The following is a 25,444-nucleotide window of genomic DNA, read 5'->3' on the forward strand; positions in this document are numbered from 1 at the left end:
CCACAAATCAGCGAGACAGTCATCTATGCGGCAATGACTCGCTTGATGCTACGACGCTTAACTCACCAAATGCAAACTGCTTAAGATTTGCTTTATAAACAATCTCTCACAGAAGAACAATTTACAGACATTTTCCCGATTTCTGCCGTGCTATTTCTGCCAAGTACGTTGCTTATCAAAAATATGGCTATGCCAAAGCAATTGAAGAATGTTGCGAGGAAGTACGAAGGATTGCTGTTGATTTATATAATCAGGGTAAATATCCCAACGAATCTCTTATTTCAAACCTAGTGTCTAAGCCAGGACACTTCCGAGATAAAAAAGTTAAGCAAGCTCTCAAGGAAGTGCATCGTGAGCTTGGGCTATAAACAGCTTTCTCTTGCCTGCTCCCAATCATCCCCTTGCTGGAACCATAACTTTGCCGTCCTTTATTGGAAGCATAAGTTTGCCATTGCGGCAAACTTATGGGTAAAGTCACACGGAGAAGGTTGGGCGTGAGGTTTATTCTTATGGAGCTAAGCGGATTCGAACCGCTGACCCCCTCAATGCCATTGAGGTGCTCTACCAACTGAGCTATAACCCCTTACGGTGCTTTATGATTATGCCTTAAAAATTCGCAAGTCGTCAAGTAAAATTTCAGCAATTATAAATTAATAAAACGAACAGGGGTGTTGAGCAAGATGGCTGATATAACCCATGTAGCTGTTCATCAGGAAATATACGACTAGCATGGCGGCTGCGGATAGCGCCACCAGGGTGCCAGCAAGCATTAAGGAGAACTCCTGTTGGTCGAAGGCTTCCTGCATCAAGTGCAGCGACCACGCCACCAGAGCCACATCAAAAATTAAAATACTAACTAACATAATTTACGTTTTGTAACACTTCCTTTATTCTAATATATACAACCGAACAGATTGATGCTACAAAGCCAAAGCCGCTTCTTCCAGAAGGAAGAAGTTTCGCCTTTACAAGAGCCGCACCGGCACTTGATGCTCTACAAGATAGTTTTTAATTTCTGATACAGTGAGTTCTCCGTAATGCAGGAGGGAAGCCAGCAGAGCCGCTTCCGCTTTCCCTTCCGTTAAGGCGTCATAAATGTGACCCGTGTTACCAGCCCCACCGGAGGCAATCACTGGAATTTGTACTTGTTCTGCTATGGTACGGGTAAGCTCTAAGTCATAGCCTGCTTTGGTTCCATCAGCGTCCATACTCGTGACGAGCAGTTCGCCCGCGCCGCGTTGCTCGACTTCTTGCGCCCAATTGATCGCATCGATGCCTGTGTTTTCCCGCCCACCACGCACGTAAACATCCCAACCGGGATTGCTGGGATCTTGTCGTTTCCGTGCATCAATTGCTACCACGATGCACTGGTTGCCGAAGCGATCGCTCGCCCGATCGATCAACTCTGGATCGCGTACCGCCGCCGAGTTAATGCTGACTTTGTCTGCGCCAGCCCTTAACAATTGTTTAATATTTTCTAAGGATTGAATTCCCCCGCCCACGGTAAGGGGGATAAATACCTGTTCAGCGGTGCGGTATACCACATCCAGAATGATGCCCCGGTCTTCGTGAGTGGCAGTAATATCCAGAAACACCAACTCATCTGCACCCGCCTGATTATAAGCTTGTGCCAGTTCCACCGGATCGCCAGCATCCTGGAGATTGACAAAGTTAACCCCTTTGACAACTCGCCCCGCTTTCACATCTAAGCAAGGCAGTATTCTTTTTGCAAGCATGACGATCCTCTGGTTCCCCGATGTAATGATAATGAAAGCCTACACACTTTAAACCTTCTGTGTCTTCGGATCTGGGTAGTGTTTTTAAAATAAATTTTTAATCATGGCGATAATTTCTTCTAAACAGCAGCCGCAAGAACCCAACGGGCAACCCCAGGAACGCCGAAAGCCAGGGGGACGCCGGAAATCTCAGCCAGAGGAAACGGTTGAAGAGTTATTACAGCCAACTGTCGCAATGGACGAAACCGAGAAGCAAGAAGAAGGTCTGCGACCCCAACGACTGGCTGAGTATATCGGGCAAAAAGACCTCAAGGGCGTTCTAGAAATTGCGATTCAAGCGGCAAAAGGCAGAGACGAGTCGATGGATCACTTGCTGCTGTATGGCCCGCCGGGTTTGGGCAAAACCACAATGTCGCTGATTTTGGCGACGGAGATGGGAACCACTTGTAAAATCACCTCTGCACCCGCGTTGGAGCGTCCCCGCGATATTGTGGGGATACTCATGAGCCTAAAGCCGGGAGATATTATATTTATTGACGAAATCCACCGCTTGAGCCGAATGACAGAGGAATTGCTTTATCCGGCAATGGAGGATTTTCGGTTAGATATTACGATTGGCAAGGGTCAAAGTGCGAAAACTCGCAGTTTGCCGCTACCGCCATTTACGCTAGTAGGAGCAACGACGCGGGTAGGTTCCCTGTCGTCACCCTTGCGCGATCGCTTTGGCTTAATTCAACGGTTACGCTTTTATGAGTTGGATGAACTGATTTTGATTGTGCAGCGGACTGCTGAGGTGATCCAAGCCCCGGTTACGCCGGATGGTGCTGAAGAAATTGCGCGTCGTTCTCGTGGAACTCCCCGAATTGCCAATCGCCTTTTAAAACGGGTGCGAGATTTTGCTCAGGTAAAAAAATTTGGGGAAATTACTAAACCTGTTGCGGTGGAAGCTTTGGAAGTCTTCGGTGTAGATCCGATGGGTTTGGATTGGGCAGATCGGTTGATGCTGACCGTGATGATAGAACAATTTAATGGGGGGCCTGTAGGCTTGGAAGCGATCGCCGCCGCCACAGGGGAAGATGCCCAAACAATTGAAGATGTCTACGAGCCGTATTTATTGCAGATTGGCTATTTGCACCGCACGCCTCGCGGTCGCATTGCCACTCCAGCAGCCCGAAAGCACTTAGGATATGATTCGTCATTATTCTAAGGATAATAAGCTAAAGACAAATGACGAATACAGCAGTAGTAGGATGGGCATTGCCTACGGATTATCGCAATTCTCGTTTGGATGCAGTACCGTTTAACCCCACCCCTGCCCCTCCCCGCAAGCGAGGAGGGGTTGAAAACTGCTCTTTGCTTGCAAAGAAAAGAGGGGTTGGGGTGAGGTGACGAAGTGTGTATTGCAACAAAGGGAGTACCGCGATAGCTTTCTGCTGGGCAGCGCCTATGCTACCAAAATCTAAAAGCCAAGATAATATGATTCGTTGGATTCTGACTTTACTGAGCATTCTGTTTATTACTGTTTCAACTGGGTTCGTCAATGTAACGCCAGCGATCGCGCAAGAACAACCTTCTACTTACACGGAAGCTGAGTTGCAGGAAGGAGATGAACTCGCAGCTAAAGCGTTTACCGCGACAAATGCCGGTGATTTTGTTACGGCTGAAGGGCTTTGGACACAGCTAATTGAGCGATTTCCCAGTAATCCGGCTATTTGGAGCAATCGGGGAAATTCTAAGGTAAGCCAGAATAAATTGTCAGAGGCGATCGCTGACTTCAATAAATCTATTGAACTCGCCCCAGACGCCACCGATCCCTATCTGAATCGCGGTACAGCATTAGAAGGACAGGGGAAATATTTGGAAGCGATCGCCGATTACAATCGGGTGTTGGAAATCGATCCCAAGGATGCAATGGCTTACAACAACCGGGGGAATGCCAAAGCGGGAATGGGCGAGTGGGAGGAAGCGATCGCCGACTACAAAAAAGCAGCCGATCTCGCTCCTAATTTTGCGTTTGCCAGGGCCAATTACGCGATCGCGCTGTATCAAATGGGCGAACAAAAAGAAGCGATTCGCACTATGAAGAATATTGTTCGCAAATACCCCCAGTTTCCTGATATGCGGGCTGCCCTTACTGCGGCCCTCTGGGAACAGGGAAATCGGGGTGAAGCCGAAAGTAACTGGGTTGCGGTTGTCGGAATCGATCGTCGTTATAAAGATATTGACTGGGTGAAAACTGTCCGCCGTTGGCCTCCAGTTATGGTTGCCGCCTTAGAGAAATTTCTGAGTTTACAATAAAGGCGATTGCAATTAGTCTGAAGCTTTGTGCAACCAAAATGAGAGAACCGCTTTCTTGAAGAAAGCGGTTCTCTCATTGGAGAATTTTCCGTATAGAGCTTCTGTATATAAACGATCGTGTTTAGTGAGAAAGAGCGATCGCGGTTTTGATTCACTTCTAAGGATGACCTGGAAGCGAATCAAAACTTTTCTACAGTTCTAAGGTAATCTGCCTTGCCACGGTTCCCCCTCACCCTACCAGGTAAACAGGAATCACCCATTCAGGTTAGCGATCGCCTTTTTCAACGGTCGATAAACGCCACAGGAGTCATCAAAAAACACAAAAGCTCGAAGAAAGAACTTTTACCTTTTGTGTTTCTACCCGATCCCCCCCATGACTGGGTGGAAGTAAAAAGCCAACGCCAAAATTGCATAAGCAGCCAATAGCAGCGTGCCTTCTAACCAGTTAGACTTGCCATCAGAACTAATCGAATTGGCAATGAGTACCGACACCGCTACTGCTACCAATTCAAAGGGGTTGAAGTCCAAATCCATCGGTTTGTGCAACGCCCAACCTGTCAGAACGAGAACCGGAGCTACAAATAAAGCAATCTGCAAGCTAGAACCCACCGCCACCGAGATAGAAAGATCCATCTTATTTTTCATCGCCACGGTAACAGCAGTGGCGTGTTCGGCAGCATTGCCAATAATCGGAACCAGGATCACCCCTGTAAACAGTGCCGTCAGACCTAGTTGGGAGGTGGCTTCTTCCAAAGAGGAAACCAATAGTTCCGACTCTGCTGCAACCAGGAGCGTTGCGCCTAATAGCACCCCAATCCATAGGGGCAGGTTAACTTTATGTTCGGGATCTTCTGGAGCGAGATTTGACTCAGCTAACTCAGTGAGTATCTCCTGTTCTGCCACACCCGCATCATAGAGATAGCTGTGAGTCTTCATCGAAAATAGCAGCGTCAACCCATAGACTCCGATTAATACTACGGCAACGGCGACCGAAAGTTGCTGGACAATGGCTTCATCAATCCCGGTGGAGGTATAGTCCATTGCGGTTGGTAGCAGCATCGCAATCACTGCTAGGTTCATTGCCGAGGCATTTACCCCTGCCACCATTGGCTGAAATTGCTGCTCTTTATAGCGCAAGCCCCCCAATAGCATGGAAAAGCCCATGACCAGGAGTAAGTTGCTGATAATAGAGCCGGTGATACTCGCTTTGACGACATCCACCAGTCCCGCGTTGAGGGCAACGAGGGAGATAATGAGTTCGGTGGCGTTACCAAAAGTGGCATTCAGCAGTCCTCCCAAGGATGGGCCAAGAACAACCGCGATTTCCTCGGTGGCGGTGCCCATCCAAGCAGCAAGGGGAATGATCCCCAGACAAGCGGTGATGAAGACGACTGACGATCCCCATTCCAGAAAGTGGGCCGTAATGGAAATGGGGATAAACAACAAAAGAATGGAAAAAAGCGTGTTTAGAGACAGCATCCAAATTATTCGTATTTAGCTCGTGTCTAGGATAGCCGCTTGTTGAGTGTTCTGGCTTCTTTCAGTCTTTGAGTATGTAACGGAATATTTCTTTAGATGCAGGATTCCTTAAGCAAAGTTAATTTACTATTCATTTGCATGAAGTTAGTGTTCCAAGCATGGCAGCATTACGCTTGAATCATGTAAGTAACAAGTAACTATCCTGGCTTTTCAATTTTGTTCATTGACCGCTACCGGCATGGGGCACAGGCAGTTGCTCATCGGTACGGGCAAAATAATTGGATGTTAAACCGATTGCTTTGATCCCCCCATTTAAGGAGAGAAGGCTTCGCCCCCAAGAGTCTTTGCCATGTTTGGGTGGTGAGTCTTCGCCTTCTCCAGATGGACTGATTTAACTTGCTGTTTCCCTGGCGTTCAAGTAAACGCGGGGATGCTCAGTCTATCTGGATAAGTTATTGACCCTAATTTTTTACTAATTTTGGATGCGATCCTATGACTTCTGCTGCTGAAAGACCAGCTTCACAGTATTCTGCTGAGGGAACAGCAAACACCAGTGTAGCAACTGATCCCCTGCAAACGGCTACCGGCGTTTATGTTACGGTTCACGGTCATTTTTACCAACCCCCCCGCGAAAACCCTTATCTAGATGCGATTGAACGGCAGCCGAGTGCGTCTCCGTTCCATGACTGGAATGAGCGGATTCACCATGAATGCTATCGCCCGAATGCCTTTGCCAGAGTGCTAAATGACCGGGGCGAAGTCGTGGGGATCGTGAATAACTATGAGTATTTCAGCTTTAATATTGGTCCCACATTGATGTCGTGGCTGGAACGTTACGACGTAGAGGTATATCAGCGAATTCTGGAAGCGGATCGTAAAAGTAGCGATCGCCTGAACGGACACGGCAATGCGATCGCGCAAGTTTACAATCACATCATCATGCCGCTTGCCAACGAGCGGGATAAGTACACCCAAATCCGCTGGGGTAAAGAAGACTTCCGCTCCCGATTTGGGCGCGATCCCGAAGGAATGTGGCTGGCTGAAACGGCCGTAGACTATGCAACCTTAGAAGCATTAGTTGCAGAAGGAATTAAGTTCATTGTTTTAGCACCTTCTCAAGCTGAACGTTGCCGACCAATCCCCACAGACGAACAGCCCGTGACTCAGTGGTTAGAAGTAGGCGGATCTCAGATCGATCCCACCCGTCCCTATCGCTGTTATCTGAAACCCACACTCAGCACGCAAGATTCACCCCTTAACACTGAGTATTCATTCCCCACCAACCAAACCCCAGATACTCCTTACATCGATATCTTTTTCTACGATGGCCCGATCTCGCGGGACATGGGATTTAATGATGTACTGGGCTGGGCTGGGACGCTAGCTGGACGCATCGGTTCCGCTGTACGCGGGGATCACCGGACTTCGCAGCTCATCTCGGTTGGCACAGATGGCGAAACCTTTGGACACCACAAAAGCGGTACAGAGAAAACCTTAGCTTTTGCCTTTGTGGACGAGTTTCCCCGGCGCGGCTGGACTGTCACAAACTATGCTCATTATCTAAGTCTGAATCCTCCTACCTGGGAAGTGGAACTGAAGCCAGTCACGGCTTGGAGTTGCGCTCACGGAGTCAATCGATGGCAGGATGATTGCGGTTGCGGTGGCGAAGGTGGCGTTTGGCACCAAAAGTGGCGGCGTCCCCTGCGGAATGCCCTAGATTGGTTGCGGGATCAGTTAAGCAAAGTTTATGAAGAAACGGGTCACCAGTTCTTCCGCGATCCTTGGGCTACACGGGATGAATATATCCACGTGATTCGCGATCGCTCTCCTGCTAATGTAGAGCGCTTCCTCGCCCGCCATCGCACCCGTAAACTAACAGCATCAGAACAAGTAGACGCCCTGCGCCTATTAGAGATGCAGCGCCATAGTCTGCTGATGTACACCAGTTGCGGCTGGTTCTTTGAAGAACTCTCAAGACCCGAAGGAACGCAGATTCTCCGCTACGCCGCCAGAGCCTTGGAACTTGCCGGTGATGTCTCTGGTGTGCAGTTAGAAAAAGGATTTATCAAACGCCTCTCCCAAGCTCCCAGTAATGTTGATTTATTCAAGCATGGTGCTGAGGTGTACCGGCAACTGGTAGTCAGTGCCCAGATTGGGATCGAGCAAGTGGCAGCACACTATGCCATTAGTTCCCTATTCACCACCTATCCCCAGCAACAGCGGGTCTACTGTTACGATGCCCATCAGTTGGATTATCAGATGCAACGCATGGGGTCGCTGACTCTGGCTGTGGGGCAACTGCGACTAACTTCAGAAATTACCTGGGAAAGCACTCATTTAGTCTTTGCCGTTCTCCATTTGGGCGGCTGGGATTTCCACTGCTGCATTCAACCCTTTGCTGGTCGCCGCAGTTATACCCATCTCAAGGAAAAGCTGTTTGCGGCGCTACAACAGGCGAGTGCGGCTCACGCGATCCTGGCAATGTCCCAGATGTTTGGGGGTTCTTCATTCAATTTGCAGAAATTATTTGCTGAGGAACGGCACCGGATTATGCGGTTACTCAGTCAGAAAACTTTAACCCGCCTAGACCAGCTTTATACGCAGGTTTACCGCGATAACTACGGCATCTTGATGGCGTTCCAGCGCGATGAGCTACCTGTTCCGCAAGAATTGCAAGTAGCCGCAGAAGTAGCAATTTCTAACCGCGCCCGGATGTCTCTACGGGCACTAGAGCAAGAAAACGGCGAACCTCAGCAAGGTTTGAATCAACTGGCAGAACTGGAAGCGATCGCCAAAGAAGCCAATCAGCTGCGCTGTCAGCTGAATATTCCGGATGCTAAGCGAACCTTGGAGCAGTTGATCTTGCGATCGCTCTGGAAGCTTCTGCACGACTCTAACCCAGCCACTCTAGAAGCCGATATCCAACGCTTAGAGCGGATGATTTCTGTAGGCAATCAGCTACACCTGGGCTTATCTTTGCATCGCGCTCAAGAACTCTACTTTAGCTGTCTCCACAGCCAAATCGTGCCTCTGTTGGAATCAGAAACCAACGGCAATTCGTCTCAGCTCCGTCAGTTGCTATTACTCGGTCAAAAGCTAGCTGTAGATGTCAGTCCCCGGTTGAACCAACTGTCATAGTCATAAATGTCACGGGTAATGGGAAATTGTCTGACGAATCCCCGTTACCTGAATAGATTAGTTGCTCTCAAATGTTAAGGGGTAGGTTTTGTAACCTACCCCTTAACATTTGAAGCGTTTCACCCGTTATTTCAGATTTAAAAGGGTGTACTCTTTATCCGGTTAGATGCGATCGCGATCGGTGCGGATATTTTGATCCCGAATTGGCAGATCGTTACTATTCACATCCAGCTCTTCTCGACGAAGCTGTTCTTCGGCATTAACCGTGTCATGATCTACTTCTTTTCTAATTCTGACTTCCTCGCGAACAAAGGCTTCCTTTTGAATGTTAGGAGTCTCTTCGTAGATTTCCATTCGTGCAGCTTCCCCTTCATGGAAAGCAGCCTCGCCAGGAGTAACTGCTCTTCCCGCGTCTGCTGGAGTCACACGCTCAACAATCACTCGCTCTTTGTCAACCGGAACTGAAACTCGTGCTGTTTCCGTTTCAACGTGCTTACCAACCGCTACCTCACCAGTTTTCCGACGAGTTTTGTTAGCAATCAACCGTTCTTCATACAACTTGAGGGTTTGATGATCCCGATCGTTCATGTCGTACAAAGATGGCTCTTGCTGATAATCGTAGCGATCGCGGTCATAAGCCGCATAGCTAGGCTCAGCAGGTACAGCGCCTGTCATCGGAGCCGCGTAAGTAGGTTGCACAGGAGGTGCCCCCAAAGGTGCAGATGCGTCCACAGGTGTCGATGTGTTAATAGGTGCCGATGTTTCTACAGATGGCTCTGCTGCCGAGCTGCGATACACTCCTCTCACCTGCTCTTCGTAATCGTAATCAACCTTCAGATCGTCGCCAAATTCCGGTAAATTTTCTACCTGCTCTTTGGTAAGCCCAACAGCGGATACACGCCGATTATCATAGTCGATCCGAGAACGACCCACTGGTAGCAATACTTGCTTACCGAAAACCCAGAAGCCTGTATCAACAACCAAATAGCGGAAACGCCCTGACTCGTCAACTAAGATATTTTTGACGCTACCAACCTTGTCATCACTTATATCTGAATAGACATCAAATCCCTTAACGTCATCACCCCCAAAACTGTCTTGATAGTCTGTGTCAAAATCTTCAAGCTTGAATAAAACCATACTTTTTTTATCCTCCAAATTCTTTGCATCTTTATACTACCCAGACTAAAAGTCTCTACTTTCGCTCCATCTGGCTAGCGGCTGAGTTAACTCAATCCAATACATAATCCTTAAAGGGGATGCGAAGTAATCAAGCTTTCTCAAAAGTCGTAAATCAATGGAAAGTGTGTGGTAAAAATGAATTATTTATTACTTATAGCCGATGAAATATCCCCTTGTATAGCAAAAACACTGTTTTTTTAAGCTTGAAATTATTCTTGTAGATAGGCATCAATATATACAGTTAGATAGGTGCTGAATTATTCAAAAAATCACTGAAACCTTTAACTAAATCTTAAGTTGAAGACCAAAATAATAGAATTGCTTAGGTTTACAAATTTTGACAAGCTTATCAATCTGCCTATAGATATATAGGTTTCCCTCGGTAGGAGGAGGAATAGGCAAAAATAAGAGAGATAGCCTTAAGGAGTAGGCAGAATTATCGGAGAAAATTTATAATGTCCAACTCCTATCGTCGGTCAGCAGGAAGTGCAGCATTGCTAACTTTAGGAGTGGCAGCAAGTGTAATTGCCTGTTGGGGGACTTCCGCTCCCGTGTCAGCTCAGGTTACTGCTCCATCTCCCACTACAACAGCTAGCTTTCCCGATATTCAGAATCATTGGGCGCGTCCTTTTATTGAAAGACTCGCTGAAAAAAATATTGTTACTGGATATCTTGATGGAACCTATAGACCCAATAAGGCAGTAAACCGCGACGAATTTGCCGCAATCATCCGCCAAGCTTTTAACCAAAACCAAGTTAGGAAAATAGTAACTGGAAGCGTATATAAAGATGTTCCTACGGGTTATTGGGCAGCTCCTGCCATTGAGGAAGCCTACCAAACAGGATTTATGACAGGCTATCCTGGCGGTTTCTTTCGTCCACAAGAAGAAGTTTCCAGAGTTCAGGCATTAGTTGCTTTAACGAAGGTTCTGAATAATTCTTCTAACCCGACGGCCTCATCTACCACTCCAGCAACTGCTACTCCAGCAACTTCTGCTCCAGCAACTACCGCTCCAGCAACTACTCAATCTACCGCCTATCCAGCAACCAAACGTAGAGCAACTAAGAAGCGTTTCTTGATGCCCTTGGCAATGACTTCTTTGATGTATCCCATATTCATGACAAAAGCCAATGCTCAGAGTACGCCTCCTAGCAGTACTCCCTCCTCTGTAGCAAATGACCAGGATACGCCTCCTAGCAATACTCCTTCATCTGTTGCTAAGACTCCGAGTACGCCTCTTAGCAGTGTTCCCTCATCTGTTACCAAGACTCCGATTATGTCTGCGAATCCTCCTGCATCATTTCTTGTTAGCGATTATTATGCAGACGCCAAACAGATTCCTTTGTACGCTGTTGATGATGTAGCAGCAGCCACAAGAGCAAACATTGTGGTCAACTATCCTAATCTGAACGTTCTCAATCCTAACCAAGCTGCTAGCCGTGGGGATGTTGCTGCTTTTATTTATCAAACATTAGTTAATCAGGGGAAAATAGAACCTCTGAGAAGTAATGCCCCAGCTTCTAACTATATTGTTGGTCGCACCAATACCACTAGCAACAATCAAACCACTCAAACAGCGCAATAGACTATCGCCTTAACGCACTTCTAATGAAGTTTTCGACTTCACGGAGTGCGTAAATCTTAATTGGGGCTGAGCCGAACTTTGTAGACTAAATTTGTAGATTAAACAAGAAAGGCTTTCCCCAGGCTGACTAACTATGAAGGTACCCGACTGGTTGCTTTGTATTTTCCAAACCTGACCTAGAAACCGGGCGGCAGCAGAACTTTATTAATCCCGTGAATGACTCCATTACTAGCTGGGATATCTGCCAGAATTACCTTAGCACCATTAACAGTAATTTCTTGGTTTGGACTCACTCTCATCGTTACAGGTTGACCTGCTAACGTTCTCACTCGTCCCGACTTGGCACCCATAGAGGTGATTTCCCCCGGAACTACGTGATAAGTCAAAATTTTAATCAACTTTGCTTTGTTTTCTGGTCTTAAAAGTGCTTGCAAAGTACCCCGTGGCAAAGCGGCAAATGCTTCATCCGTGGGAGCGAAAATTGTGTAAGGTTGTCTTCCAGAGAAAGTGTCATTCAGACCGCTTTTTTTCAAGGCAACACTGAGGGTAGAGAATGCATCGCTAGATGTTTCTAGCTCCAAAGCGATATTCCTGACACCGAGGATTCTTGCCAGGAGGTCGAGATTGCCTGTGGTGCTTAAAGACTGTGGCTGATTCCGGCTGCGAGAACCGAACTGAGCGTTCGACACGCGAAAACTCGTCTTGCTATGAGCTAGAGCAGGTAGCGTGATAAGAACACCCAAACCAAGCAGACTTATCAGAGCGGTAAGTTTTTTGGATACAGGGGAGGAAGAATTGATTGGCATTAGGCAACTTCCTAGTCTTGGCATCGCTGATATTTGCAGATTTGTATATTAATTGAATCTTGGTCTCCTATGCTAGTTCTCTAGGTTTGGTAGGCGTAAAAAAATTTTACTCTCCCTATTAAGGATAAATACCTAAGATTATTAAGCTGCTCCCTGAACTACCTTGAGTGAGACGCTCTCAAGAAAATCGCTTACATAACGCTTACGCTCTAGCCCCAGAGTCCCCTGATAGCGCAGTTTAACAGCGCATCCGTGAAAGTACAGAGTTTGCAAAAACACTTTCTGGAGATTCCGTAATCTAACCCAAGCAAATATGTAGTAATCTTTGGCAAGGTAATATTAACCAAGCAGATGTCACCTTAGATAGATGCACGGTGCCCCTGTTTTGTACTACTGCTATCTGGAATTTTCAAACTATGGCTCCCCAAAACGGCAAAATTCGGTTCCCTCTGTGGCAGTTCCTAAATCAGCCCCTGTTTAGTTCCAAAACTAAATTGGTACTAAATCCCCGCCGCTTCTCGTACTGTTACAGAATCCACCTTTTGGAACGATGCTGGGTTAAAGATTACCAGTCTGAAAACCGCCGTCAGCACTGAACCTCTAAATTGCATTCAGTTGTCGGGAGCCAAATTGAGACTGACCACCCTATGGTGGCTAAAGAATCTGGGAGCCGGAATCTATCCTCAGTCTGACTCCTAGATTCTCAATAAGGCGAAGATTGTTATTTTTATTTATTTAAGTCTAAACGCTGTTCAGCGACTCAGCGATGCCCTGAACAAAGAAAATTGACTTTTCCTCGATCCGGAATTTAGTTCCCGCTTGTCGAATAGGTTACACAGATAGCTCAAGCCGCCTGTGAATTCACCGTCAGTTATGGGTGCCCAAAAACCCCATAACCGACGCGGGAAGTCCTTTTAGGCTCCCAGGAAAGCACGCTCGTGAGCGATCGCCTAAGTTTGGTTTTCCTCAAGCACGCTCGACAAGAAAAGTCATGGCATTACAATCAGCGTATGGTAGCGGTATTACCGAAAGCCCAACCATTGAAATTTCTCAGGAAGTATTACGGTCTATCCTTAGCCGGATAGAATCTGAACTCCATAGCAGCGAAGTCTACAATCGCTCTTTGGCTGGGTTACAGACGATCTTGGGAGAAGCTGCTGGCAGTGCCCAGATTATGGTTAAGGCAGTGGGGAGAGAAGCTATCCGACTAGCGTTCCAACAGTTTGCAAGAACTTATAAGGTTGTCCCAGTCACATCTCCAGAAATTGGGAACAATCAACAAGAGCCGCAAGCCAGCAGTCAGCCTCAAGAGTTGTCAATCGACAACGAGCAGTCATCCGTTAATCACCCAGAATCAACAACGAATGACTTGACTTTAATCAACGATCAAGAACGCAGTATGAATGCCTCACCTGCCGAGTTAGTAGACTTTAAGCCACTGCCGCTCCCAACCAGCCCAGATCCGGTTTTTCTCAAACCATCCAAAAAGCTCTCTAAGGCTGAACTAGCCGCGCAAATGGCAGTTGAACAGCGGCAAGAAAGCCTGCGTCAGATTGGTCAGCAATTAGGGCAGGCACGTCATGCACAGTCAATGACTCTGCGCCAACTTCACAATCAAACACTCGTGCCGCTTCATCACATTCAGGCTTTGGAAGCCGGTTACTTCGAGCAATTGCCGGAGGATATCTATGTCCGAGGTTTTATTCGCCGGATGGGAGTTGCGTTGGGGTTAGATGGTGCTGCTTTAGCGGCTTCTTTACCCGCGCCCGACCCGACAAAATCTGTGATTCCATCCTGGTCCCGACCGAAACCAGGGGTAGGGTTCGGATTTCAGCTCAATACAGTTCACTTGTACGTGGGCTATGCGGCACTGGTGGCAGGGGCAGTGGGAGGACTCGCTTTGATGTCGAACCATTCGCAATCATCAGTGTCTGCTGATTCTCCACCGGATGTTCCGAACAACTCATCTACCTCTGAGTCGCATCCTCCTGTGAAACCTGCTGCGAAACCGGGCTTAAAGGCGGGTCAGAAAGGAGTGGCGGTTGGAGCTGATATTTCTCCACCCGAAGCAATTAGTCGTAATTAGCCGTAATTAGTCGGTGGTCATTCGTGGTTAGTCATTGGCAGAAAAAACAACTGACAGCTGACTAACTAATGACAAGATTATCTCGATGGACGACGGTTTCTGCACCGGCATAGCCCAAAATGGCGGGAATTTCTTCAGAACGGCGTCCGCGAATTTGCTGTAGCTCATCGCTGCTGTAGTTCACCAGCCCTCTAGCGATTTCCCGTCCTTGGGGGTCGCATAACTGCACGGCGTCTGACGCCTGAAAGTCTCCTTCGACGACGCTAATCCCAGCAGCTAAGAGGGATTTGCCAGCCTGACAAATTGCCGCGATCGCTCCGTGATCCAAATACAGCTTCCCGGCAGGGATTAACCCGTGGGCAATCCAACGCTTCCGGGCGTTGCCCATCGTGTCGCGGGGTGAAAACTGAGTGCCGAGGGGTTCCCCTTGCAAGATTTTTTGGATGTTTCGGGGAAATCGCCCTTCGGTGATGACTGTCCGGACTCCGGCACTGGTAGCAATACGGGCAGCAGTAATTTTTGTAACCATGCCACCTGTGCCCCACTGAGAGCCGCGATCGCCTGTTTGTACTTGTAATTCTTCCAACTCATCAATCCGATTCACCAAGGAGATCGGCTGAGCATCAGGCACTTGGCGCGGATCGGCGGAGTAAAGTCGGTCTACATCGGTCATTAAAAATAGCCAATCTGCCTCTATCAAGCTGGCAACCAGGGCTGAAAGCGTATCATTATCCCCGAATTTCAGTTCCTCTACGGCTACGGTGTCATTTTCATTCACCACAGGGATAACACCTAAGCGCAACAGTTCCCGGAAGGTGTTGGAGGCGTTGATATAAGCTGAGCGTTCTTTGAAGCTACTGCGGGTCAGAAGAACCTGGGCGATGGGTTGTTCCAACGTTGTAAAAAGGTCATCGTATACGCGCATCAGGCGTCCCTGACCGACTGCTGCCACTGCTTGTTTCAGCGCTAGCGTCCGAGGGCGTTGCACGAGTCCTAAGCGGGCGCAACCCACTCCAACAGCGCCCGAAGAAACTAGCACCACTCTATGACCTTGCCGCCGCAAATCCGTGAGGGCTTCTACTAAGGCAGCAATGGTGGAAAGAGCCAGATGACCTGTTTCAGGCGATGTCAGACTAGAAGTACCAATTTTGATGACAAGGGTTTGACTCACAAGAGAGAGGGGGCGCAGGGGAGCAGCGGGAGGGGGAAGAGCTTGTAGAGATGCGACTCATCGCATCTGATTTATCTTGTCTGGAGTCTGGGAGCCGGTGATTCCCATTCGCATGACCCCATTACCCATTCCAAATTGTAAAACGCCAGCTCCTCCGTTGGGGGAACTGACGCTTTACACAGGTATTCACGGGGATTAATTTTTAGGGTCTTTATATCGGCTGACCCCATTTGAACCATATGTATAATGCCAGGAAATTTTGACAATCGAGAATCTTATAATTATTTCTTTAGATTTTGTTTTCTCAGGATTTGTCTGGATTTTTTAAGTTTTATTGCTTTGCTTTGCTGTGAGCGAGACGCCTAAGGATTGAGAAACCCAGACTTCAAAGGTGCGGACTGGATAAGAACGCGCAGCAAGCGCTGGGTCAACCATCGGTTCAACGAGAATAGTAAACATACCGAGTCGGTTGCCTGCTAAAACGTCTGTAAATAAGCGATCGCCCACCATCGCCACTTGTTCAACGGGAAGGTTCATCGCGGTGACAGCCTGCCGCAGCTTACGCCGCGACGGCTTGGCAGCGCTGGTAATGTAGGGCAAATTTAATGAGTGAGCGATGCTACTAATTCGGTTTTCGCTCAAGTTGTTACTCACCAACCAAAGCGTTGCCACTTTTCTGATTTGCTTCACCCACTCCACGAGTTCTTCAGACGCCTGGGCTGCTTTCAGGGGTACTAGCGTGTCATCGACATCCAAGACAAGACCTTTGAGATGATATTGCTGGAGAAGATCGGGAGTCAGACTGACAACAGGTCTGCCCAGAATTAAGTCAGGCTGTAACTGTGTTACCCAAGACATAAGCAATTTTCAATTGTAGGGGTGAGTTGTTAGAAGAACCCAGGTAAAAGCTTTTTCAACCCGGCAAAGCAATAAATTGGGGACTGCTAGTGGTGGCAAATTCACCTGCCTCGATCTTAACTAGACTGATTGGTAGCTTGGCGACTAGATTAATCGCCAAGCTGTTTTTAGCGGCTTTGTTGCCGTTGTTGGCGAATCGCGTTTGTAGCGGCTTGATGTTCTTGTAGCGTCCGACTAAAGACGTGGGTGCCATCGTAGCGAGCCACAAAAAAGAGGTAGTCTGTTTTTTCAGGATTGAGAGTGGCTTTGAGACTTCCTAAGCCAGGGCTGGCGATGGGAGTTGGCGGCAATCCTGCGTTGAGATAAGTATTGTAGGGGGAGGCTGTCTTCACCTGAGCCAAAGTTAAGGGCTGATCCGCTGTTTGCCGAATGCCGAGTCCATACTCAACGGTTGGATCGGATTCTAGTCTCATCCCTTTCTGAAGGCGTTGTGTGAAGACGCCAGCAATCTGAGGGCGTTCGACCGGAATCACTGCCTCTTTTTCGACGATGCTAGCCAATGTCACCCATTGAAGAAGGGGCATCTGGGTTTTGTTTGGCGCTTGTTGATGGACGGGGAGTGCCACCTGCTCAAAGCGATCGAGCATCTGTTTGATGATGGCTTGGGGGGTAATGCGATCGCTATTTAGCTTGTAGGTATCCGGGTACAAAAAACCTTCCAAATAAGGCACGTCCTCAGGTAGCCAAGGATACTGGTCTTTGGGAATCTGAGTTGCAGCGGTGAGAAATTCTTCGGCTGTAAAAAATCCCTGAGATTCAAAGTAAGCCGCCATTTGCTGAAGCGACCATCCTTCAGGAATGGTAAAAGACAGCTGCACTACATCGCCTGTCCAAATTTTATCGGCGATCGCTGGTAGCGGCTGGGCGGGTGACAACTGGTAAGTCCCAGCTTTAAACCCACCCGGTCGCTTTTGCAAGTCCAACCAAAAAGCCCATAGTTTCCAAGCATCAGCGGAGCGAATCAACCCTGCTGCTTCTAAATCGCGCCCTATCTGCTGCGCCGAAGTTCCTTGCGGAATCCGGATTAGCACCGATGCATCTTTTCCAGCATTCGCTGACGGTTGAGTTTCTGCAACGGGGGGCGCACTCGCCCAGTTCCACCACGCCCAACCCTGCCATGCACAGAGTCCAAGCGTTGCAGGAATTAAGGCGAGATAAAACGTCCATTTGGAGATGCGTTGGATTGCTTTCATCTTGAATGCGGGTAATAACCGCTGTCATGGAATCAAAAAGGCAGAATTAAAAATTAAAAAAAGAAAATTATTCATTTTTAATTTCTAATTTTTAATTATTTGCCTATTCCATTTCATCAAATAGCTGATCTTCCAGCAGCGGTTGCACTTTTTTAAATTCCTCTGGGGAAAGTAGCACTGGTTCACCCGCACTATTAATCCGCGCAAATAATAACAGCGGATCAAGAGGCGTGTATATTGTGTATTCTTGTTCTTTGTGGTAAAAGCTGGCTAGAAACTGAAATTCCTCTGGTTCAAGCTGAGTATCGTCATCTTCGATTTCCAGGGTGAGAATTTCTTCCTCTTCAACCGCAGGCAGTTCACCGGCAACAGTCAAAGCAAATGCGGTTCGCTTTAGAGCCAGATTTCGCTCTGCCAGGACTGCTTGAGCCGTGGGAAAAACTTCGTCAATTTCGGCATCGTCTTCGACTAAAGTGGCTTCTTCCTCCTCCTTCTCCTCGTCCCACGCCACAATTTCTACAGGTGAATCTACCGGCAGGAGGATGACGTATTCTTCACCATCTACTTCTATTGAATGCTCAATGTAACAACTAAGCGATCGCCCGGATTCATCCGTCAGTGAGACGGTTTGGACGGAAGACCCATTCTCTTCAGGGGGTTGGGATGAGAACATTGCAGATATGCTGCTATCAACGTGAGATTGTGGACTAAGAAACTCCAACCCCAAAGTTTACACACAATGGGGAAGTAGCTTGCAAAAATCAGGATATCACGGCACAAGAGTTGTAGAGACGCCATAACTCAAGTAGGGACATATCAATTGCCCCTACTTGAGCAAGTAGGGAGATGAGAAGACTCTTCAAAGCGATGGCTTCGGTTACTGGCAGACAAACACCTTCGCTTCGTACTCTGGCAAGTCAACCATTAAGGCATCCTCTCCAGCTTCAACTGGGGAGTTATTTATCCAATCCTGCCACGTCCCAGAGGATGGGACGTTAGGAATGCCATACCCTGACAGAGACTTATCCGAGAAATTCGCCACAACGACAACATGGGAACCTTGTTCGTTCCAGCGGTAGTATGCCAACACTTTTGCCTCTGGATTTTCGTGGAAAAACTCAATGTTGTCGCTAGAAAGCGCTGGATTTTCTTTCCGTAGAGTGATTAACTTTTTGTAATACTCAAACAAATCTTGATTTAAGTCTCTTGAAAACAAAGGCCAAGCGATTTTCTTTGGCTGAGTCACGGTTTCGCTTTTGCGCTTGTGTTCTCCAAACTCTTCTCCCATCCAGAGCATTGGTACACCCATCGCCGTCATTAACAGAACAGCTGCTAACTTGGCTCTCCTAAATGCGGCTTCGTCAAAAATCCCGCGATCGCCTAATTCTCTCATCAACCGTTGACGATCGTGAGTTGCCAAATAATTCACTACATTCGTAGCAGCCGTATAACCCTGCCTTCTCGGATCTAAAACTTCCTTCAGTTTTTCTAATTCAAACATTTCGCCACAAATATGTGGAAGCACAAAGTAGCGAAAACTTTCATGCCAACAACCATCCAGTGGGCCTTCTGGATAAACGACGGTTTTGGTATCGGGAATATGTTCGGCAATGTTGTAGAACGGCTTAGGCGCAGTATTTTTCTTGGCTTGCCAAGCCAGCCAAGAAAAAAATTCATAATTTGCCAATTGGCGCACGGCATCAAAACGAATCCCATCAATGTGATATTCCTGAACCCAGAAACGCACCACATCTCCCACGTATTTCCAAGCAGGCTTAACATCTAACTTTTCGTCGTAGTTGTCGTAGTTAAATTCTGGTCCCCAGTAATTCGCCGGATCTTCTGGATAATGCATATGCTCGTAGTACCAGTAATTCCGGTCAATCAGCATTAATGGACATTCTTCATCTGTGTGGTTATAAATCCCATCCATGAAAACGCGGATACCTCGACTATGACACTCGTCAATCAACCGCTTCAAATCTTCTGTGGAGCCGTAACTGGATTCTGTAGCGAAGTAGTGACGGACTGTATAGCCCCAATTGTAATCACCGGGATACTCATTCACTGGCATCAATTCGATGGCATTAATTCCGAGTTCGCTCAAATGATCTAACTTAGCGATCGCGTCTTGGTATTTTCCTCGCTTGTGCGGATCATCCTCACCGCCAGAAAAGTCCGCAACGTGCATTTCATAAATGACTAATTCGTGATTATTTGGCAAAGGTGTGTTGTCATGCTGCCAAACGTAAGCATCAACAATTCGCTTCCCATCTTTAATCCGCACTACACCGTTGTCTCTTGCTTCATCAATGTCTGTGGCGTAAGGATCAATTACATCCACCCATTGATTGGGTTCAAAATCTGGGCTTTTCGATTGAATGCGAAATTTATATTGATAGATGCCATCCTCCAACTCAACCTGAGTTCGGAAATAGCCATCCTCACCTTTTTCCATTGGAATCTCTTTCCAGTCAGAAAAAGAACCTATCAATGACGCTCCTTGGTTGCGAGGAGCAAATAAATCGAATTTGATTGAACTTGCCATAAAACCTTTTGATGAAGTAGATTCGCTTGTGAAAGCAAGGATTGTTTGCGAAAATTCCTTAAGTTTGTGTTTCTAATTCTAAAGTTTAGTTATGGATTATACAGAGTTATCCATTTTGAGAAATAGTTAATCATAAATATTTTTGTATACTCAGGAACAAAATTGATAATTTTTATAATCTTTCTACCTCTAGGAATAGACACGAACTATTTTTTTTTGACTTTAGAGATACTTTTAAAAAGGGTGTAAATAAGGCTATGGAGAGATGGCAGTTGAGGGATGAACAGAGAGGATCGGGGCATAACGAACAGCTCAAAGGAGCTGAAAATGGGCACATTACAATGGATTCCCCTCATTTCTACTCTTAGTCTCGGTCTTGCATTTATCATGCTTGCTTATTGTTTTGCAGCAGTTATTATCTAGTTTCCTATATGGGAGCTTGTCTGATTAATCCATTATTTTCTAATTTGAATTAAGGAGTTTCAGATGTTGAAACAAATGTGTTGGTTGCCAACGATGGGAGTCAGTGGAGAAAAGTTATTGCATTTACGAACGGCACCCAATCAACCGTGGCGACCTTATACAGCTTTTCCCGAATATGCTGTACCAGACTACCCGATTCCTGGAGGTTCTAAGGGTTGGGCAACCTACCAGAAATTAAGATGTGAAGGCTGGGCTTTAGCACCCAGTACGCAGGGTCAGCAGCTGAAAAGCGCTTAAAATTATCCAGTGATTTTAAGGCAATGTCTTTAATAGAGTTGTTGCTTAATCAGCCTTCTGTGTTTTGGCTCCAGAACCTAGAAAGCGACAACTCCAATTCATGCTTATTTCTGAAAATAATTATTTCCCCTCGTTCTCTACCACTTAATACTATTTAGGTTGTGAGGCGTTACATTAACGAGACCTAATCCCTATGTTAACGAATCGCTATAGCGCGATCGCGCATCGCTGAGGGCATCCGTGCCGCTACGCGATCGCGCTAGAAAAAGGGGGATAAGAAGTCTATCTGTTGCAAAAAGAAACAGAATGGTGCAACTTCTGTGAGGCACCCATTAGATTCTCTTCGCCATCTTGTAAAAGAGGCAAAGAGAATCTAAGGTTCAAGCCTTTAGGAAATTTCGATTAATGCCAAACTAATACTTTGGCTTCGTAACCGCCTAAGTCGAGATGGATGCCATCCTCCCCAGCTTCGACATCATAATCGCCAGTCCATTCGTGCCAGGTTCCGGCTTCAGGGAAGTTAGGGACGTGATAGCCACCCAAGAAGTTGTCGGAGAAGTTCGCGACAACGACGACACGAGAACCCTCGCCATTCCAACGACTGTAAGCTAATATCTTCGCTTCTGGATCTTCGTGGATAAAGTCGATATTTTCCGTGTAGAGGGCATGATTATTTTTACGGAGATGAATCAAGCCTTTGATAAACTCAAACATACCGCGATTCAGGTCATGACCCAATAGTGTCCAATCGATTTTTGCTTGTTCAGTTGTTTTGTATTTATACTCTCCGAACTCTTCACCCATCCACAGTAGAGGTACGCCGACAGCGGTCATATTGATAACAGAACCTAACTTTCTCCGCTTAAATGCTTCTTCATCCAAAATGCCGCGATCGCCTAACTCAGCTAAAACATGATTGTGGTCGTGATTCGTTAGGTAATTCACAACATTCGTGGCACCCATGAAGCCTTGTCGCTTGCAGTCAATGGCATCCTTGAGGCGCTCTAAATCAAAGGTGTCACCACAAATATGTTCTAGAATGCAGTGATAGAAACTGTCGTGCCAGCAACCATCCATCGGACCGTCTACATTCGTAATGCTGGGGTTTTCAGGAATGTGTTCAGCAATGTTGTAAAACGGCTTTGGCCCAGCTGTATTTTTTGCTTCCTGAACAATCCAGTGCATGAAATCATAGTTGGCAATTTGCCTAGCCGCATCATAGCGAATGCCATCAATGTGAAATTCCTTAATCCAGAAGCGCACAGTATCACCAACAAACTTCCATGCAGGCTTAACATCTAGATTTTCATCATAGTGTTCGTAGTTAAACTCTGGCCCCCAGTTATTATCAGGGTCGCGGGGAGAATGATGGTACCAATAATCGTGGTCTATTTGTGTCAGAGGGCTTTCTGCTTCTGAGTGGTTAAAAATCCCGTCCATAATGACGCGGATTCCACGACCATGACACTCATCAATTAGATTTTTTAACCCTTCAGTTGTGCCATAGCTGGATTCTGTGGCAAAGAAGTGGCGAGGATTATAGCCCCAGCTATGGTCGCCTGGATACTCCTTCACTGGCATCAACTCGATGGCATTAACTCCCAGTTCGCAGAGGTAATCTAATTTTTCTACAACGTGTTCGTATTTACCGCGTGCGTAGGGATCATCCTCACCGCCGGAGAAGTCGCCAACGTGCAATTCGTAAATGACTAATTCGCGATCGCTTGGCAGTGGCTTATCGTCATTTTTCCAAACGTATGTATCGACAATCCGTTCGCCATCTTTAATCCGGACAACACCGTTTTGGGTGGGGTTATCAATATCGGTGGCGTAGGGGTCAACCACCTCTACCCATTGATCTGGTTCAAAGAACCAAGATTTGGATTGGATGCGGAATTTATACTGATAAACTCCATCTTCCAGTTCAACTTTGGTACGGAAATAACCATCCTTACCTTTTTCCATTGGGATGTCTTCCCAGTTAGAAAAATCCCCAATTAAAGCAGCTCCATTGTTATAGGGAGCAAATAAATTAAATTCAATCGGAGTTGCCATAGAAGTGTTTGGAGTTTGATGAAAAAAATGCTTAGAGCAGTATTTTCTCCTTTTCATCCGGCTAAGGTATCGTTCTTGAGAAATAAAGTTGCCTACCGTGCCCTAATTCCTAGGAGATAAGCGGTAATGAAAGATAAAGGCAATTTAGGCGGAATTTAAGCGATTAATGCAGAATTTGGGGCTATTCTGGGCAATTGCTTTTACAGAAAATCTACCTGTTTTTAGTTGACTGAAATATGGCAGAAGAATCTAACCGCTAGTCCCCTTTTATCAAGAAGGGGACTAGCGGTTAAGTTTTTAATTTAGTTAATAGTATTAAGTCATTACTGCATCTAACAGTGCGTCCACACCGAAGCGGACTGGATCGGTGCAGGGACGCTTTGTTTCTGCCTGTATCTGCTCGATTGCTCGTTGTGCTGTGTAGGCGTCGAGATGGGCGGTGTTGAGTGCGATCGCGACCACGGGCACTGGCGCAAATGCACCGGCTGCGGCTGCCACTGTCTCGTAAAGCTGAATGACCTCTGACAGAGGCGGAATCCGAACGTGGGGATGATTGCGAACGGTTGCTTGTTGCGCTCGATGTACCAGCACTAGATGCGTTGGCTGAGTCCCGCGAATCAGTGGCAGCGTTGCGGTTGAGCCGGGATGCAACAGGGAGCCTTGTCCCTCCACAAACAGAATCTCATGCTCCTCGCCAAAAAGCATCACCATTTGCTCAATAGCACCGGCAGCAAAGTCAACCCGCACAGCATCCAGCGGTATGCCATCCCCCGCTATCATTAAACCGGCTTGACCTGTAGCCAGGAACTTAGAACGCAAACCGCGCTGCAATGCGGCTTTATTGAGTTCCAAACAGGTTGACATTTTGCCAATTGCCATATCCGTGCCGACGGCGAGAACCCGTTTGCAAGCGAGCGATCGCGCCTGTCCACTTCCTATCTTTAATCCTGCGGGTTCCTGACGCACATCCCAAATCCACTGCCCATCTTTCAATAATGCTTGGATTTCCGGATGGGACGCCATTGGAGTATGCAGTCCATTGACGACGGACAACCCCCCTGCTACCCCTTGTTTCACTTCCTGCCACCATTCGTCTGGCAAGGCACCCCCTGGGGGTGCAATCCCAATCGCCAGGATATCGGGTGTATAAGCTAGCGCCTCTTCCACGGAAGCAACAATCGGAACCTCACGGGGGATACCTGTCAATTCCCGCAATGACTCTCCCGCACACTGGCGATCGATGACTGCCACCACTAGCGCTTCAGTGTAGCGTAATAGCGCCAGCCCGGTTTTGCCGTGGATACCGCGAATCCCTTCATGTAGCAGAATTGCCACTCGATGTTTAGATGTCAAATGCACAGCTTTTTAGAAAATAGGGAACAGAAATTTATTCGGCACTAAGGCGCTGCTTCGCTAATATTCTTCGCCCTGCGGGTAACTCCCAATCCGGGTAGATCGTTGGGTAGCAATCGCCCATCTTGGATGGATGCGCCGCTAAAAGGATCGTCGATTAGATTCAGATGACTATCTAAATCTAGATAATCCGCTAGGGGTGAGAGTTGTGCCGCTGCCGTATTTGAGATGGCGCTGTCAGAATAGCAACCGAACATTACCTGCAATCCGCAAGCTTTCGCTGTATGTATCATGCGAATCGCTTCCGTTAAACCGCCACACTTCATTAGTTTGATATTAACGCCATGAACGCGGTCTGCCAGTTGCGGGATATCCTTGCTAGTAAAGCAACTTTCATCTACAAAAATGGGTAGAGGCGATCGCTTGTACAATTCTTGAAACGACGATTCCCCCATTATCCCGGCTTCTGCTTCTCGTCCCAGTGGCTGTTCCACATACTTGACGCCCATCTTGGCTAGCCAACTGCACATCATCACAGCGTCTTCCAGATTCCAACCCCCATTGGCATCGACGCTTAGCTGAGCATGGGGTGCTGCCTCCTGAATCGCCATCAGCATCGCTTGATCCGCTTCAATCCCCTCAGAACTACCCAATTTCACCTTCAAAACATTTGCCCCTGTCACCGGCTGCCAGTCGCGCAATCGCTGTACAGCCCCAGAGGGGGAATTAATCCCAATCGTCACGGAGATAGGAACAATCCGATTTCGATCCAATCCCCACAGACGCCATAACGGTAATCCTAGCCGCTTTCCTTGCCAATCGTGCAACGCCATATCAATGGCTGCCCACGCCGCAGAAGGCATTTGTGCCGCTTGCAACACCTCCTCAATTTTCTGCTTCTCCCAAGGGCTAAATGCCTCCAACAGCGGCGCGATGCCTTGCAATGCCTCCAAGAGAATCTCTGTGGTTTGTCGCGGTTGTCCCACTCCAATGGAAAAAGGCGAAGCTTCCCCCCAGCCTTCAATCCCGTCTGCGATCGCGCGTACCCACACATTCATGGTTTGCGCTGTCGTCCCGCGACTAATGGTTAAAGGAAATCGCTTGTTTACTGTGAAGGTTTCTACGCTAATCTGCATTGTTGTATGCTTTATGATTTTTGGCTCTACTTTGGCGAC

At 47.3% G+C, this 25,444-nt stretch carries 19 protein-coding genes and 1 tRNA gene; 6 read left to right on the plus strand and 14 right to left on the minus strand.

Annotation, left to right across the window (positions count from 1 at the left end; all coding sequences use genetic code 11):
* Positions 1-510: 510 nt before the first annotated feature.
* The 3 genes from H6H02_RS05595 to hisF all read right to left on the minus strand — a co-directional run bounded on the left by H6H02_RS05595 (position 511) and on the right by hisF (position 1,736).
* Positions 511-583, minus strand: a tRNA-Ala gene (locus H6H02_RS05595).
* 67 nt (positions 584-650) lie between these two features.
* Positions 651-863 (minus strand): hypothetical protein, encoded by a 213-nt coding sequence (locus tag H6H02_RS05600; protein WP_190815479.1) that lies wholly within the window; start codon positions 861-863, stop codon positions 651-653.
* Between the two features lie 102 nt (positions 864-965).
* Positions 966-1,736, minus strand: coding sequence for an imidazole glycerol phosphate synthase subunit HisF (gene hisF / locus H6H02_RS05605; RefSeq protein WP_190815481.1), 771 nt, complete (start codon positions 1,734-1,736; stop codon positions 966-968).
* A 103-nt stretch (positions 1,737-1,839) separates the two neighbouring features.
* On the opposite strand from hisF, the gene ruvB reads away from it, so the two are divergent.
* On the plus strand, positions 1,840-2,943 hold the full coding sequence (gene ruvB / locus H6H02_RS05610; protein ID WP_190815483.1) for a Holliday junction branch migration DNA helicase RuvB: 1,104 nt from the start codon (positions 1,840-1,842) through the stop codon (positions 2,941-2,943).
* Between the two features lie 269 nt (positions 2,944-3,212).
* Positions 3,213-4,034 carry a tetratricopeptide repeat protein gene (locus H6H02_RS05615; protein WP_190815963.1) on the plus strand — a complete coding sequence of 274 codons (822 nt, stop codon included), beginning with the start codon at positions 3,213-3,215 and terminating at the stop codon, positions 4,032-4,034.
* 357 nt (positions 4,035-4,391) lie between these two features.
* Here the strand turns inward: H6H02_RS05615 and cax are convergent, their stop codons facing one another.
* Complete coding sequence (gene cax / locus H6H02_RS05620) at positions 4,392-5,513, minus strand: calcium/proton exchanger (protein WP_190815485.1); 1,122 nt, start codon at positions 5,511-5,513, stop codon at positions 4,392-4,394.
* A gap of 492 nt (positions 5,514-6,005) precedes the next feature.
* Between cax and H6H02_RS05625 the strand changes: the two genes are divergently transcribed.
* Positions 6,006-8,651, plus strand: coding sequence for a DUF3536 domain-containing protein (locus H6H02_RS05625; RefSeq protein ID WP_190815487.1), 2,646 nt, complete (start codon positions 6,006-6,008; stop codon positions 8,649-8,651).
* Positions 8,652-8,813: 162 nt separating this feature from the next.
* Here H6H02_RS05625 and H6H02_RS05630 read toward each other — a convergent pair whose 3' ends face one another.
* Positions 8,814-9,791, minus strand: a complete 978-nt coding sequence (locus H6H02_RS05630) for a DUF2382 domain-containing protein (RefSeq protein ID WP_190815489.1) — start codon at positions 9,789-9,791, stop codon at positions 8,814-8,816.
* Positions 9,792-10,288: 497 nt separating this feature from the next.
* On the opposite strand from H6H02_RS05630, the gene H6H02_RS05635 reads away from it, so the two are divergent.
* On the plus strand, positions 10,289-11,419 hold the full coding sequence (locus tag H6H02_RS05635) for an S-layer homology domain-containing protein (RefSeq protein WP_190815491.1): 1,131 nt from the start codon (positions 10,289-10,291) through the stop codon (positions 11,417-11,419).
* 176 nt (positions 11,420-11,595) lie between these two features.
* On the opposite strand, the gene H6H02_RS05640 is transcribed toward H6H02_RS05635, so the two are convergent.
* Entirely contained in the window at positions 11,596-12,225 is a 630-nt protein-coding gene (locus H6H02_RS05640; RefSeq protein WP_190815493.1) for a fasciclin domain-containing protein, read from the minus strand.
* A 991-nt stretch (positions 12,226-13,216) separates the two neighbouring features.
* Here H6H02_RS05640 and H6H02_RS05645 point away from each other — a divergent pair.
* Positions 13,217-14,311 (plus strand): helix-turn-helix domain-containing protein, encoded by a 1,095-nt coding sequence (locus tag H6H02_RS05645; protein WP_190815495.1) that lies wholly within the window; start codon positions 13,217-13,219, stop codon positions 14,309-14,311.
* Between the two features lie 61 nt (positions 14,312-14,372).
* On the opposite strand, the gene proB is transcribed toward H6H02_RS05645, so the two are convergent.
* The 5 genes from proB to H6H02_RS05670 all read right to left on the minus strand — a co-directional run bounded on the left by proB (position 14,373) and on the right by H6H02_RS05670 (position 20,141).
* On the minus strand, positions 14,373-15,482 hold the full coding sequence (gene proB / locus H6H02_RS05650; RefSeq protein WP_190815497.1) for a glutamate 5-kinase: 1,110 nt from the start codon (positions 15,480-15,482) through the stop codon (positions 14,373-14,375).
* Between the two features lie 324 nt (positions 15,483-15,806).
* Positions 15,807-16,340, minus strand: coding sequence for a YqeG family HAD IIIA-type phosphatase (locus tag H6H02_RS05655; protein ID WP_190815498.1), 534 nt, complete (start codon positions 16,338-16,340; stop codon positions 15,807-15,809).
* Positions 16,341-16,507: 167 nt separating this feature from the next.
* Complete coding sequence (gene mltG / locus H6H02_RS05660; protein WP_190815500.1) at positions 16,508-17,593, minus strand: endolytic transglycosylase MltG; 1,086 nt, start codon at positions 17,591-17,593, stop codon at positions 16,508-16,510.
* Positions 17,594-17,696: 103 nt separating this feature from the next.
* Complete coding sequence (locus tag H6H02_RS05665) at positions 17,697-18,266, minus strand: DUF3727 domain-containing protein (protein WP_190410787.1); 570 nt, start codon at positions 18,264-18,266, stop codon at positions 17,697-17,699.
* A 204-nt stretch (positions 18,267-18,470) separates the two neighbouring features.
* Positions 18,471-20,141 (minus strand): alpha-amylase family glycosyl hydrolase, encoded by a 1,671-nt coding sequence (locus H6H02_RS05670; protein ID WP_190815502.1) that lies wholly within the window; start codon positions 20,139-20,141, stop codon positions 18,471-18,473.
* Positions 20,142-20,627: 486 nt separating this feature from the next.
* Here H6H02_RS05670 and H6H02_RS05675 point away from each other — a divergent pair, with 486 nt between their 5' ends.
* The gene (locus H6H02_RS05675) at positions 20,628-20,861 is read left to right on the plus strand and encodes a hypothetical protein (protein ID WP_190815504.1); all 234 of its coding nucleotides are present in this window, start codon (positions 20,628-20,630) and stop codon (positions 20,859-20,861) included.
* 402 nt (positions 20,862-21,263) lie between these two features.
* On the opposite strand, the gene H6H02_RS05680 is transcribed toward H6H02_RS05675, so the two are convergent.
* From H6H02_RS05680 to H6H02_RS05690, 3 genes are all read right to left on the minus strand, one after another.
* The gene (locus tag H6H02_RS05680) at positions 21,264-22,916 is read right to left on the minus strand and encodes an alpha-amylase family glycosyl hydrolase (protein WP_190815506.1); all 1,653 of its coding nucleotides are present in this window, start codon (positions 22,914-22,916) and stop codon (positions 21,264-21,266) included.
* Between the two features lie 315 nt (positions 22,917-23,231).
* Positions 23,232-24,275, minus strand: a complete 1,044-nt coding sequence (locus H6H02_RS05685; RefSeq protein WP_190815508.1) for a DUF1611 domain-containing protein — start codon at positions 24,273-24,275, stop codon at positions 23,232-23,234.
* 38 nt (positions 24,276-24,313) lie between these two features.
* Positions 24,314-25,405 carry a dipeptide epimerase gene (locus H6H02_RS05690; RefSeq protein ID WP_190815510.1) on the minus strand — a complete coding sequence of 364 codons (1,092 nt, stop codon included), beginning with the start codon at positions 25,403-25,405 and terminating at the stop codon, positions 24,314-24,316.
* Positions 25,406-25,444: the final 39 nt, after the last annotated feature.

Origin of the sequence: Coleofasciculus sp. FACHB-1120, assembly GCF_014698845.1 — a bacterium.
GTDB lineage: Bacteria > Cyanobacteriota > Cyanobacteriia > Cyanobacteriales > FACHB-T130 > FACHB-T130.

Bases quoted from the DNA above. Each gene is read 5' to 3' on its own strand.
- H6H02_RS05600 (WP_190815479.1), bottom strand. From the start codon at position 863: ATGTTAGTTAGTATTTTAATTTTTGATGTGGCTCTGGTGGCGTGGTCG.
- hisF (WP_190815481.1), bottom strand. From the start codon at position 1,736: ATGCTTGCAAAAAGAATACTGCCTTGCTTAGATGTGAAAGCGGGGCGA.
- ruvB (WP_190815483.1), top strand. From the start codon at position 1,840: ATGGCGATAATTTCTTCTAAACAGCAGCCGCAAGAACCCAACGGGCAA.
- H6H02_RS05615 (WP_190815963.1), top strand. From the start codon at position 3,213: ATGATTCGTTGGATTCTGACTTTACTGAGCATTCTGTTTATTACTGTT.
- cax (WP_190815485.1), bottom strand. From the start codon at position 5,513: ATGCTGTCTCTAAACACGCTTTTTTCCATTCTTTTGTTGTTTATCCCC.
- H6H02_RS05625 (WP_190815487.1), top strand. From the start codon at position 6,006: ATGACTTCTGCTGCTGAAAGACCAGCTTCACAGTATTCTGCTGAGGGA.
- H6H02_RS05630 (WP_190815489.1), bottom strand. From the start codon at position 9,791: ATGGTTTTATTCAAGCTTGAAGATTTTGACACAGACTATCAAGACAGT.
- H6H02_RS05635 (WP_190815491.1), top strand. From the start codon at position 10,289: ATGTCCAACTCCTATCGTCGGTCAGCAGGAAGTGCAGCATTGCTAACT.
- H6H02_RS05640 (WP_190815493.1), bottom strand. From the start codon at position 12,225: ATGCCAATCAATTCTTCCTCCCCTGTATCCAAAAAACTTACCGCTCTG.
- H6H02_RS05645 (WP_190815495.1), top strand. From the start codon at position 13,217: ATGGCATTACAATCAGCGTATGGTAGCGGTATTACCGAAAGCCCAACC.
- H6H02_RS05655 (WP_190815498.1), bottom strand. From the start codon at position 16,340: ATGTCTTGGGTAACACAGTTACAGCCTGACTTAATTCTGGGCAGACCT.
- mltG (WP_190815500.1), bottom strand. From the start codon at position 17,593: ATGAAAGCAATCCAACGCATCTCCAAATGGACGTTTTATCTCGCCTTA.
- H6H02_RS05665 (WP_190410787.1), bottom strand. From the start codon at position 18,266: ATGTTCTCATCCCAACCCCCTGAAGAGAATGGGTCTTCCGTCCAAACC.
- H6H02_RS05670 (WP_190815502.1), bottom strand. From the start codon at position 20,141: ATGGCAAGTTCAATCAAATTCGATTTATTTGCTCCTCGCAACCAAGGA.
- H6H02_RS05675 (WP_190815504.1), top strand. From the start codon at position 20,628: ATGTTGAAACAAATGTGTTGGTTGCCAACGATGGGAGTCAGTGGAGAA.
- H6H02_RS05680 (WP_190815506.1), bottom strand. From the start codon at position 22,916: ATGGCAACTCCGATTGAATTTAATTTATTTGCTCCCTATAACAATGGA.
- H6H02_RS05690 (WP_190815510.1), bottom strand. From the start codon at position 25,405: ATGCAGATTAGCGTAGAAACCTTCACAGTAAACAAGCGATTTCCTTTA.